This is a genomic window from Mycobacterium sp. AZCC_0083, assembly GCF_014202335.1.
In the GTDB taxonomy this organism is placed as follows: Bacteria; Actinomycetota; Actinomycetes; order Mycobacteriales; family Mycobacteriaceae; genus Mycobacterium.
In genome coordinates, this window is record NZ_JACHGP010000028.1 from 75,045 (window position 1) to 86,063 (window position 11,019).

General features: G+C 60.8%; 11 protein-coding genes and 1 tRNA gene. 4 read left to right on the top strand and 8 right to left on the bottom strand.

Annotated features, from left to right (window positions below; genetic code table 11):
• Positions 1 to 4 precede the first annotated feature (4 nt).
• Positions 5 to 77: transfer RNA gene (locus tag HNP02_RS40345), tRNA-Ala, on the top strand.
• Between the two features lie 22 nt (positions 78 to 99).
• On the opposite strand, the gene HNP02_RS40350 is transcribed toward HNP02_RS40345, so the two are convergent.
• From HNP02_RS40350 to HNP02_RS40365, 4 genes are all read right to left on the bottom strand, one after another.
• Complete coding sequence (locus HNP02_RS40350) at positions 100 to 360, bottom strand: hypothetical protein (protein ID WP_184446348.1); 261 nt, start codon at positions 358 to 360, stop codon at positions 100 to 102.
• Between the two features lie 319 nt (positions 361 to 679).
• A complete protein-coding gene (locus HNP02_RS40355; RefSeq protein ID WP_184446350.1) occupies positions 680 to 2,917 on the bottom strand; it encodes a metallophosphoesterase in 2,238 nt (745 codons plus the stop codon).
• A 197-nt stretch (positions 2,918 to 3,114) separates the two neighbouring features.
• Complete coding sequence (locus HNP02_RS40360) at positions 3,115 to 3,558, bottom strand: hypothetical protein (RefSeq protein WP_184446352.1); 444 nt, start codon at positions 3,556 to 3,558, stop codon at positions 3,115 to 3,117.
• Between the two features lie 60 nt (positions 3,559 to 3,618).
• Entirely contained in the window at positions 3,619 to 3,915 is a 297-nt protein-coding gene (locus tag HNP02_RS40365) for a hypothetical protein (protein ID WP_184446353.1), read from the bottom strand.
• 144 nt (positions 3,916 to 4,059) lie between these two features.
• Between HNP02_RS40365 and HNP02_RS40370 the strand changes: the two genes are divergently transcribed.
• Positions 4,060 to 5,235 carry a DUF4062 domain-containing protein gene (locus HNP02_RS40370; protein ID WP_184446355.1) on the top strand — a complete coding sequence of 392 codons (1,176 nt, stop codon included), beginning with the start codon at positions 4,060 to 4,062 and terminating at the stop codon, positions 5,233 to 5,235.
• A 767-nt stretch (positions 5,236 to 6,002) separates the two neighbouring features.
• On the opposite strand, the gene HNP02_RS40375 is transcribed toward HNP02_RS40370, so the two are convergent.
• Positions 6,003 to 6,440, bottom strand: coding sequence for a hypothetical protein (locus HNP02_RS40375; RefSeq protein ID WP_255507497.1), 438 nt, complete (start codon positions 6,438 to 6,440; stop codon positions 6,003 to 6,005).
• Positions 6,441 to 6,657: 217 nt separating this feature from the next.
• Positions 6,658 to 6,918 carry a hypothetical protein gene (locus HNP02_RS40380; RefSeq protein WP_184446357.1) on the bottom strand — a complete coding sequence of 87 codons (261 nt, stop codon included), beginning with the start codon at positions 6,916 to 6,918 and terminating at the stop codon, positions 6,658 to 6,660.
• A 509-nt stretch (positions 6,919 to 7,427) separates the two neighbouring features.
• Between HNP02_RS40380 and HNP02_RS40385 the strand changes: the two genes are divergently transcribed.
• Positions 7,428 to 8,330, top strand: coding sequence for a hypothetical protein (locus HNP02_RS40385; protein WP_309241869.1), 903 nt, complete (start codon positions 7,428 to 7,430; stop codon positions 8,328 to 8,330).
• On the opposite strand, the gene HNP02_RS40390 is transcribed toward HNP02_RS40385, so the two are convergent.
• Entirely contained in the window at positions 8,327 to 9,193 is an 867-nt protein-coding gene (locus tag HNP02_RS40390) for a trypsin-like peptidase domain-containing protein (RefSeq protein ID WP_184446359.1), read from the bottom strand. The two genes, HNP02_RS40385 and HNP02_RS40390, sit on opposite strands and share 4 nt — an antisense overlap.
• A gap of 467 nt (positions 9,194 to 9,660) precedes the next feature.
• Here HNP02_RS40390 and HNP02_RS40395 point away from each other — a divergent pair, with 467 nt between their 5' ends.
• Entirely contained in the window at positions 9,661 to 10,344 is a 684-nt protein-coding gene (locus HNP02_RS40395) for a hypothetical protein (protein ID WP_184446361.1), read from the top strand.
• A gap of 207 nt (positions 10,345 to 10,551) precedes the next feature.
• Here the strand turns inward: HNP02_RS40395 and HNP02_RS40400 are convergent, their stop codons facing one another.
• Complete coding sequence (locus HNP02_RS40400; protein ID WP_309241870.1) at positions 10,552 to 10,950, bottom strand: hypothetical protein; 399 nt, start codon at positions 10,948 to 10,950, stop codon at positions 10,552 to 10,554.
• Between the last annotated feature and the right edge of the window lie 69 nt (positions 10,951 to 11,019).

Sequence of the window (11,019 nt, forward strand, 5' to 3'; positions counted from 1 at the left end):
TTACGGGGCTATGGCGCAGTTGGTAGCGCACCACACTGGCAGTGTGGGGGTCAGGGGTTCGAGTCCCCTTAGCTCCACTTTCACGGCACCCCGGTGTCGTTACTCGAACCCCTGGGCTCGTCCGTAGGTCGCGGTGCTGGTAATGGGGACCAGACCCAGCGCATCGGCCAATCCCGAAGAGGCGAGCACGCCCGCGATCTTCGTCCTCTGCATTCCGAACACGACTTCGGTGAGCAGCGCCGCCTCGCCTGGCAGCGCAGCATCGGCGAGATTCAGGATCCGGCTGCGCGCACCGAGCACGCGGCGCGCAGCCGACAGTGGCACTGGCATGGTCTGAAGTCGCATCGCAGCACGCGTCATGACTGGAAGGTTAGAACTGGTCGTCGGTTCCTGGCTGTGTCATGCGAACGATCGCGACCATCGCGCAGCGCGGGATTCGGTTCATTACTTATGTGACTGAGATGACTTGAAGTGAATTCTCGGCTGCTCGCATGCAGTCTGCAGCCCGTTCGCCCAATTCCGAACAGTTCTGACGGCATCGTGGGCGGCTGGCGTCCCGCCGCCCTTTGTTGGTTTCCATAAGCGAGCAGGTCTGAAGGGATGGGATGTCGCTTCGCGCGGCCCGCGCCTTCGAATGTGACGTGCAGTCGGATCAGTCAGGATAAGACGTGCAGTCGGATCAGTCAGGATAAGAAGGGAACCAGCCCGGTATGCCGCGCGCGGCCATGTCGAACATCCTGGCGTAGTCGCGGCGATAGCGGAACACGAAGTCGTGACCTACTAAGCTTCGCTGTAAGGATTTGAGCCTTTCCTCTGCGGCGGTCCAGGCGGTACTCCAGTCGGTCTTCGGGTGCAGCAGACCCTTCTGCCTTGCGTATGCCTTAACGGCTGGGCGTTGTCGGAGGAAGGCGCGCACGTCGTCGCGTGCTTCCTGTATCTCTAGCTGTCCTTCGATGGGTTCGTCCGTCCCGAGCCATCTTCGGAACTTTTCGCTGGAATCGCGACCAGGACTCATGTGCTTGTCGAAGGTGGCGGCGTAGTGCTGTAGTAACTCGGCCATTCTTTGTGTCTCGTTGACGGCCCGCCCTGCAGGCTTTCGGAACATCGCCTTGGGCGGTTTCCGTTGTACTGCTTCCGCTTGGTTCCTGACGGCTGCAATGATGCCGAACTTCGGTTCGGTGGCCGCCTTCAGTGCGGCATCGCGAGTCGCATTGACGGTTGGTGACTTCCTGGTTGGTGATCCCCAAAAGTCATGCAGCACCACGTCGTAGCCATCGTTGCTGTCGCTTCGGGTCAGGAGAAAGGAGCTAATCGCAAGGCGTACCGTGCCGGTGTCACCATTGCGTTCGTCCGCGATCTGAGGGAAAGCTCCGGTTCCGCTCTTGGCCGGCTGGAGGCCGTGTCGGATGAGTGCGTCGACTACCGTTGAGTCGACGTCCAAGACCATGATCGCATCTGGGTCGTCGTACAAAAATGTCTCGCGCAGGTCGCGCACGGAAAGCTCCGCGTTGAGCTCGCTATCGCAGCGGAACGCACCCGAATTGATGATGGCGATCTGGGCACCGGCTTGTCGCCGAACGCACTCGGCGACAAAGACTCCCACGTTTGTTGGGCGCCGCCGGATATGACCATCGCGGGCCTCGAGTTTGGCAGTTCTCTTGCTGAAATTACACACGGGCACAGCATCAGCCGGATCTTTCGTGATCCTGAGCGCCGCCTTAATGAACTCGACCTCATCCGGCGCGGCGTCCTCGTGGTCGTCGTAGCGCAGCACGAAGGTGGCAATGTCACTTTCCGATGGCTTTGTTTTTGCTGCGTTGAGTGCTTCTGCGAGATCGCTGAACCCTGAGTCCGGTTTCGCCTTCCGGATGCGCTCTCTGAAGACTTTGCTGTCCAAATCGGAGGCGGGTGTCAGGACAGCAGGCAGATCTTTCGGATACGACAGGGTTCTCCGACTCGCCTCGCGCCGCAAACGGCCGTGGGCCGAAGCGATCTCGTTGGTGATGGCATCCCCGCCCGTCAGGAGGACGATCACTCGCACGGTTTCTGCATTGGCGAGGTTCTTCATCACGAGTACTTCTTGGTCATCTTCGACCCATTCAATGTCGTGGTCATGACCGCCGAGAATGTAAGTGCGCGGCGTTCTTGGAATCTGTCGCCGCAGCTGCCGGTCCTCGGTCTGCGTGGCGTGGGTGAGCACGATGCGGAACGGCACGTTGGAGCTGTTCGTCTTTTCGAGGGTCGTGAACTCTTCGAAGACGTCGATCAGCGTTTCGTTCGGGGGGGTGAAGTTCCACTTCACCTTATCTTCCTTCCCTTTCTTGGTCTTCTTGCCCTTCTTCTTGCCGTAGGCGGCGGATGGGTCGGGGCTCTCGAAGCTGCTATGCACGTCGGCGGAGACGACAGCCGTCAGCGCGACGCGAGGGGGAGGATTGCGCCGGGCGTCTTCCGGCCAGACGGCTCTTCGCGTCATCCTGATCATGGCGAGGCCAGTCAACTCGTTCTTGATGAGGCCGGTCGGGTCGGCTGCATTCGCAAGAAGCACCTTAAATCTCGCCTCTCTGAGGCGATCAGCAAGTACTTCTGCGCCGTGATCGAATTCATGATTGCCAAGTACGCAGTAGTCAACGCCGAGTCTGTTGAGGAGTTCCACCATTGCTTCGCCCTTGTCGAACTTGCTCAGCAGGGACGGACCGAGGAAGTCACCGCTATGAACCACGAGCAGGAGATCGACTCCCGTTTCCTTCTCAATGTGGGCCCGCAGTCGCCCCACAGTGGCAATGAGTTTGGCGAAACCCGGTAGCTTGCGGTCGCGGCGCTCGTCGACTAGATATGTGTCGTTAAGGTGCACCACGACGGCCACCAGTTCGGTCTTGTGGTCGGTGATAAAAATTAATGCTTTCTCGAGCTGGTTCATTCGCTTTCCCACCTAATCTCAGCAGACCCGTCCGATAATCAGGTTCAGTGCCCGATGCTTCCCGTAGTCGTCACGAAGCTTCCTGAACATTTGTCTGAGTTCCCCGGTCACCGGCATGGCATCGCTGAGTTCCGCTTTGAGCCATTCATTCACCATTGGTAGCTCCCGCTCCGGTGCAGTACTTGACGGTCGCGATGTCAGCGGTGGCCGCACACCGGTGCCGTCCACTCTTTGATCACTTGGTCGCGGCCATGACGGATCTGGACGCGACGATAACCATGGGTTGGTGCGATGCGCGAGAAGTGCTTGAACATCTCCTCGGCTTGATCTGGCGTCAGTGCCTTGTCGAAACGAACCCATTGCCAATCGTCACCATCGAACGTCTGCTCCCACAGCACGTAGAACGACACGCTGTCGACCACGGCACGACGGATCATTTCCGAGGGCGTTGCTCCCTGGATTGTGGCGCTGTGCACTAACTCGTTGCGAAGTGATTCGGGAAGCCGGATCGCCAGAACAGGTGTCTTGCCTGCCGTCCGAGTGCCCTTGTTCGGTCGCCCCGTCGGCAGGTAGGCAGGATTCCGCTCGACTGAGGTGACCTCGGCTGCAGTTGGGGGACTGGCTTCGTAGTCGGCGGCCATCTCGGCGAATTCGTCGTCAGTGATTCGGGACTTGCCCATGTCGATAACTCCTTTCAATGATCAGGCCCGCTGAGGGCCGTAGTCGCGATCCACCGACGAGTCAAGGCCGAGGCGCGTGATGAGGCCGGAACGCAGCATCGTCGCGTGGAATACCTCGACGACGTGCGGGCGGTGAGGTCGGCGATGACCTCGATCCACGGTTGGTTGTCGGCGGCCGGGCCCGATGAACAGCACCGGCGCCGTGTTCGCTCGTCGGGGAGCAAGCCCAACGCGCAGTGCGGGATATGCAATCACGGCCCTAGCCTCCTCATCGACGATGAGGTGCGCGCGGGCGCTCGACCGGTTCACGATCTCCACCGGTAAAGTGTATGACAGTTTTTGGAAAGTGCAATACACTTTCACGGGAGCGCACGTTGGCGTCGGCGGCCACCTCTATCGTCCAAACCGCGCTCGTGCGCCTTAACGGATCCGTTGATCGATCGCCTACTGGAGAGGAGCGGCATGAAGGTCTTCATCTCCTCGGTCACGCACCTGCTCAAGGAGGCGCGCAGGGCACTCCCACCGTTCCTGAAATTGTTCAATCACGAGCCGCTGAGGTTCGAGGACTTCGAAGCTCAGGACCGGTCGAGCCGGGAGGCATGCCTGGCCGGGGTCGAGGCGGCCGATGTCTACGTCCTGTTGCTTGGCCCGCGTTATGGGACACCGTTTCCCGATACCGGTCTTTCTCCGACGGCGGAGGAGTTCCTGCGCGCTCGTCAACGTGGAATCCCCATCCTGGTCTTCAACAAGACCGTGGATGAGAAGGACGAACCGGCGCAGGTCGACTTCAAAAACGAGGTCGGCCATTACGTGAACGGGCGCTTGTGGCGTTCGTTTACCGATCCGGCCAGCTGCAATCAGGCGGTCGGTGAAGCGTTGAAAGCACTTGACGCAGAACGGGGTCCGATTCCGCGTGCGATACCGCAGGAGCCTGTGACGGTGCCGTGGTTGTGCGAGATCCAGCCTTCGACGGCCATAACTCCGGCAAGCGGGTTCGTCGGAGGGCGCAACAGCGCCGTGCCGGCCTCGGTGTCGGCGCCGGTGCTCGAATTTCACGTGCTGGGTATCGGCGTGACGAAGGCGCCCAGTCTGCGTCAGCTCGAAGAACAAGCTCGGAGTTTGGCGCGCGACATGCGCTTCGTCGGGTTCGTCTCGGAGGGTGATCAGTTGGTCGTCAAGGCAGCTGACGGTTTTGGGTGGGCGGTGCGTCCACCGGCGACGACATCGTCGGGTTCGTTCCCCGAGCAACTAACCGTCGAGCTGTTCCGCGGTGCACTCGTGCATCCGGCAGGGCTGTGTGCATTTCGATCGCTCGATACCGACATCATCGGTGCGCTGGTCGACCAGCAGAGCTTGCAGACCGACCTCGCATCGTTGTTCGGAGTCATCGCGGCGCAGCTTCCCACGGTGGAGTCGGTGACGCTGGCCGCGAGTCTGTCTCGGGCTGACCGGGTCGGCGAGGGTGACCCGCGCCTGGTTGGGGCCCGTAATGGAGGGCGGCTGGGCATGACGGGACCGGCCGAACTGAGAGCTGGTGGCGACTTCGTCGTCCCGACCGGTCGACTCGCAAGTTCGTTCGGCGATCTCGGCGCCGACCTGGCGCACGCCATCATTGCCGAGCTCCGTAAACGGCATTAGACCGCAACGCCGCCGGATCCCGTCTCGACGACGCGTCGACATTCGGTTAGGACGAGCAGACCTGGCGGAGGGCGGCGTGGAAGTCGTTCGCACGTTGGCGATCAGGACCGTGCAGCTCACTCTCGCCGGGTAACTCAATGACTTGACCGTTGGCGAAGCTGAGTTCCACGCCATGTAACGACGCGGTGTCTGGGCGACGGGGCCGAAGCCGGTGATCCGATAACCCACGACGTCGCTGAGGTGGCGCTGCCAACACTGCGTCACCAAACCGGGAACGGGGTGCTCACCGCGATCGCGGTCTTCGTACTCGTCGTAGTACGCCGTATCGAATACGACCTCGAAATGGGCGATAGACCCGTCCAGAACCAGCCATGACCGCCACGTCGTCCGCTGATCGTTGCCTTGCGATGAGTTACTGCCGACTTGATACGTCGTCCAGGCCGCGTTGATTTTGCAGTCGGCGACCAAGGCAGCTGCGACGTCGTATACGAAGACCGGCGGTGGATGCTCGCCGGCGATGAAGTGTGCCTGGAAGTCTTCGTCCCACGACTCGATGTACATGCATGCGACCGTAGCGAGACGGTGCGATAAGCCGGTTGAGAACTATGCGCCTGGAGCCTGCCGGATGAGGACGGATTGGGGGACAAACGCGGCAGCATTCCCCTGAGTCAGCGGACACAGTCGGTCGTCTCTTGTGCCGCCCCAAATCGTGTCAGCGGCGGGTGAAAACTGACCTCGGCGCAGCGGAGGTCATCGGGGGTCGAGGGTCAAATCCAGCCTGGCCGTCGCCGCAACAGACAGCCTTGGCGCCGACGGGCCGCGGCGACCGTTGTGTGCGAGACACCGTAGCGAACACCCAGCCACGCCAGCGATCTCCCCGCGGCGTAGAGGGTTGCCGCCTCATTGACCTGTTCTTCATTCAGACCTTGACGGCGGATTGCGACACTTTGTTCGCAGAGCACGTCTGCAACGCGAGTCTTGGAGATGCCGTACCGATTGCCGATCCCCTGAGTGGTGTCGCCGAGTTGGTAGCGGTGCACAATGTCGATGACATCTTCGGCGGTGAGGAAGCGTTTGGAGCGGGGTATTGGACCGTTCTGGGCCGATAGAAGTGGTCGACCCGGTGATTCGGCGATGTGTTCGCGCAGGTCAGACCACTTTTTACAGAGGTGACCGAGGTTCGAGTTTCTTCCTATTGCCTCCACTGACCCGGCACTTAAGTGTCCTTACTCGAACCCCGCCTCAAAGGTTCGCGCGGCATTTTCACCGGTGAGTCTTCTCCGAAGCGATCAGAGCGGTGCCAGGACCAAGTAAGAATCGCGCCAATTCCCGAACGGCTGCGGTGGAAGCGAGCCGCGGAGGGTCCACCGGTATGTCGTTTCGCCTGTCTGACCTTCGATCGATGATCGCCAGTGCGGCCGGCTACCGCTTACGCATTACGCGGAAAACGGGTGTCCCCGGCGAACCACAGATCACCCACGGATCGCCACCGTCGACGGGCTCGGACTCGAGGGTGAACACGGTTCCAGCGTCGGGCGAGTAGGAAAACGTCTTCTTCTCGATCTGGAACAGGTAGGCGTGGGCACTGCGCTTGACCATCAGCGACATACCTGTGTCGGCCTGTTCGATTGGGATCCGGGCGACTGAGACATCGTCCTCGACGCCGGGCGCTTCTCCGCGCAATCGCCGCGCCTTGCATTCGCCGCAGTCGGCGCACTGCTTCGGCCGTTCGTCTGTCCTGGTTTGGCCATGATTCTCAATACCGATCATGCTGTGGTCGCACCACGAGCAGGTGATAAGACCCGCCATTGCGGGGCTCCTTCTGTGACTCCGCTACCAGGCGAAGGTTGCCAGAGTACACCGGGTCTCGGACAGTCCGCCGAAGTCGTAAGCGGCTGAAACACCGTTGTTGACGCCCACGTTCTGTCGGCGGACGGCCTTACCCTCACTCACATGTATTTGCACAGCCGAACCCGGCGGTGGCTTCAGGCGTTGCGTTACGCCAGCACCATTCTCAGCCAGGGCGGTCAGATGATGGAGTACTTCGCAGCTCACGCCCACGTACCTGACGCCAGGCAAATCGTGCGCGCGACAAGCGCGTCACGGCGCTGCTTCCGACGGACCAGATTCGGATGACACTCGGAAGTCAGCCACTCGTACCGGGCAGTTGGCTCGCGGAAGCCCTGAGCGAAGTGACGACAGAGCTGGACAACATCGACTACGGCGACGGCTTCGTTCCGAGCGTCGCAGCGCTGTCCGCCGCCATCGAGAATGCAATACCCGTACTCGAAGAGCGGATTATCGAACCGGACGAGTCAATCGATGAGATCGTCGCCGATCTCGAACGTTCGCTATTCATTTCGATCGTGGCCCCACTCACGGCGCACAATCCGATACTGCCGCTGGTGGACAAATGGACCAACGAGCGTCAGCGATTCCTGCAGGGAAACGTCCCCTCAGACATGGGTCACTATTTCGCCGTCAGGACGCTCAGCTGCGTCGACGAACCTGGGCCGGGGCGTATCCACATGCAGCACCTGGTGTCAGCTTGCGATGCCGGCATGACGTCCTTTGTGGGTGGCGCCGGTCAGCAAAGCGTTGAGCATCAGCCCGAGATACAGGCCGTCGTTTACGCCCAGTGGTTCACTTACGCCTTCGCGATCTGGGAAGAACAGTTCCGCGGCAGGTTGGCGAAGTACTGGGACTCGCAGACCGACGAGAAGATCAGGCGCAGCGACATACTCGTCGACTATTTCGGTGATATCCGGCTCATCCGAAACGACGTCGTCCACAACAAAGGCATCTGTGACGAATCGGCCAACACCGTTGTCCTGCAGTGGGGCTTCGTCGAGGGTAAGCCGATCGAAATCAGTGCTGAGCAGATGATTTCGCTCATCGACCTATTTCCGTATGACGAGTTGCGAACGGCGCCAGTTCCGCAGCCATCGGCGGGGCTGAAGAGCGTCCCGGGCAGGCTCGACGCGCACCTGCTGGAGGACATCAAAGACCGCGCCCGCGAGCTCGGCCTCTCGGCCAACGAGCTGAATGCCGCGGCATACTCGTCATGGATGGAAACGACTGCGGCGCCGTCCTAAGTTATTCGGGACCAGTCGATCTGGACGCCGTCGGCATCCCGACGCAGAATCGCCTGCCCCCTCGTCGCGATCACGTCCATCGTCATCAGGTCTTTGATGCTGAGTTCGCCGAGGCGCCCGTCGACGCCGTGTAAGTCGACCTTCAGTTCCATTAGTCCGCCGATGAGGGCGGCGTAACTGAAGCCATGGGAGCTCGTGGACACGACCCCGATGACATGTCCGTCGCCATCGAGTACCGGGCCGCCGCTGGTACCGAAGTTGAAGTCGGCGTCCATGCGAAAACTCGGCCAGGTCACAAACGACGAGTCCCGCTTGTGCGGGTGGACTTCTTCAATTGTGCCGCGCGCGGCCAGCATCGTGAAGGACAGCACCCCCTTCTCCTGTGGGTAGCCGAAGCCGATTAATTCCGCGCCCACGACGGGCTCGGAGACGGCGACCGGCAGCGTCTTGATTTCCAGTCCGTGAGTCTGAGGATCGTCGTTAACATTCACCACAAACGCCGCGACGTCGCTGTGTGTGTCCGCCGTGGACAACACCTTCAGCGGCACCGCGTGGACGTTCAGGGCACTCCACGGCTCCCCAGACCGGGGAAGCGGGATGTACGCCGCGTCGATGGCGTCGGTTTCGGCCAGCTTCTTGACGACATGTCGCGCCGTCACGAAGATCGCCTCACCGTTCGCCAATGTCCCAATGCAGAACGCGGTGCCCTCCAGTGATAGATCGAACCGTTTGCGGCGGAGGACAATTGGCACGATGGTCGACAGCAATCCTGCTTCGGTAACGTCGACCTCGATGGTGTTGGACTTAGCGAAGTCGAGTCTGTACATTATCGGCTGCAGGCGTTGGGCTGCGTCCGGCCGCAAGGGCGCACCAAGGGGTCGGGCACCGCGCTCACACCTCCCGGGACGTCTGCATGTCCAGCGTACTTGCCCAACGTCCCCTTCACCTTGGTGCACCACGAGGTGACCGCCGACGGCGTAGGCGTAGGCGCGTTCGCCCGTCCGCATGGCTGATTCGGTCACTTGTCTGACGCCAAATATGTATTCGATCCGCGATTCGATGACCTCCTGGAAAGATTGGGCCACGCTAACGAGCTACATGAAGCGTTTTTGAGCCGGGCGCTTCGGTAGTGGAGACGGCGATACAGCCGAATCAAGTTGGGGTGGGTGATACGCTTGCGAAAGCACGCTAGGGGGAGCGCTTCCGTGACGCATCCGCAGGTACCCGAACAGAGGGATGAGCCGAATCAAGCACCCACGCCGGGGCCCCGGATATGGCGCCGCCCCACCCTAGGCCCGGCAACCGGCTGAGCGATCCAGATCGGAACGAGTTGACCGACGAAGACGACTCCGACTCCACCACTAGTGTCAACTCAATTGAGGCGACGACGCAAAGCCCAAGCCAAAAGGACGACTCCAGCGCCAAACAAGGCCAGCCAGCCCTCATCGTCCCGGCGAATGCCTCACAGTTCTTTCTCAGTATCGGCATCTTCTTCGGCGTGCTTTGGGTAACGCAGAGTTTCTATCAGCAACTGACACATCCCTCCGAGATGCAAGGCCATGAGCGGCTTACGGCGGGGGTGCTGGTTGGCATGGTGATTGGACTTGCCGTGGTTTCGCTTGCTGCGGCGCTGGTTACGTTTGGGATTCGAGACACGAGCGTGCCCGCAAAGAAGCTACATGAGGCTCTTACAGAGCGCGTCGCGTTTGCCCTCATAGTCGCCTCTCTCATTGCCATCTACGCCATATATCGGGGCATCGAACGGGCGAATGGTTCCGTCGACGTCGTCGACGTCATAGCGCGTCTGACGGCGACGATCACCATTGTTGCCATCGCCACTTGCGCATGGCTCGCCTACAAAGCCATTTGGCTAACCTTTCGTCGACTGCGAGCCGGCTGGAGGGGCAATACGCTGGCCGTGGCGCTTGGCGTGGCCGTGACAGGTGTAGCTTTCCAAATGGGCTTCGCTATAGGACGTTTGATAGCGACAGGCAATGGGTTTGGCCGAACATGACCCGGAGCGGGATGCCTCAATCTGGCATCAGACGGACGCTAGCCCCTGAGACGACCAAGTCGGCGACGAGCCCCGGTACCTTGTCGCCGCAGAGCTCGGAGCACCGTTGTAGGGAAGATGCCGGCGAACTGATTGGCGATCCAAGCTAGTGAGCGACCGGCGCGACAGAGGTCTGCAGCTTCTCTGGCCTGCTCGTCGATCCATGGGTTAACGCCAACCTGGACGCGGTCGGATGTCGACGCCTTGTTGGCGGAGTATGGCAGCGACGGTCGTGTGGGAGACGCCGAAGCGGGCACCAAGCCAGGCAAGTGATTTGCCGGTGGCATAGAGCGTGGCAGCTTCCCTGGCCTGTTCGTCGTTCAGGCCTTGGCGGCGGATGGTGACGCCCTGCTCTCGAAGGATGCTGGCGACTCGTGTCTTGGAGATGCCGTAGTGACTGCCGACCTGTTGGGTCGTTTCTCCGGCTTGGTAGCGGCGCACGATGTCGACGATGTCTTGTAGCTTTAGGAAACGTTTCGAACGAGTTTTCGAGTGTTCTTCATACAATAGGGGTGGACGAGATAATGACTCTCCGATCCGTTGACCGCGCTCGCTGAAATTCCCCACTGCCGCTCATCGAAATTCCCCACCCGTGTGGCTCCGCCGAGAAGGGCGGGCCTCCCTCGATGCTGCTGG

Bases quoted from the DNA above. Each gene is read 5' to 3' on its own strand.
- HNP02_RS40355 (WP_184446350.1), bottom strand. From the start codon at position 2,917: ATGAACCAGCTCGAGAAAGCATTAATTTTTATCACCGACCACAAGACC.
- HNP02_RS40350 (WP_184446348.1), bottom strand. From the start codon at position 360: ATGACGCGTGCTGCGATGCGACTTCAGACCATGCCAGTGCCACTGTCG.
- HNP02_RS40370 (WP_184446355.1), top strand. From the start codon at position 4,060: ATGAAGGTCTTCATCTCCTCGGTCACGCACCTGCTCAAGGAGGCGCGC.
- HNP02_RS40360 (WP_184446352.1), bottom strand. From the start codon at position 3,558: ATGGCCGCCGACTACGAAGCCAGTCCCCCAACTGCAGCCGAGGTCACC.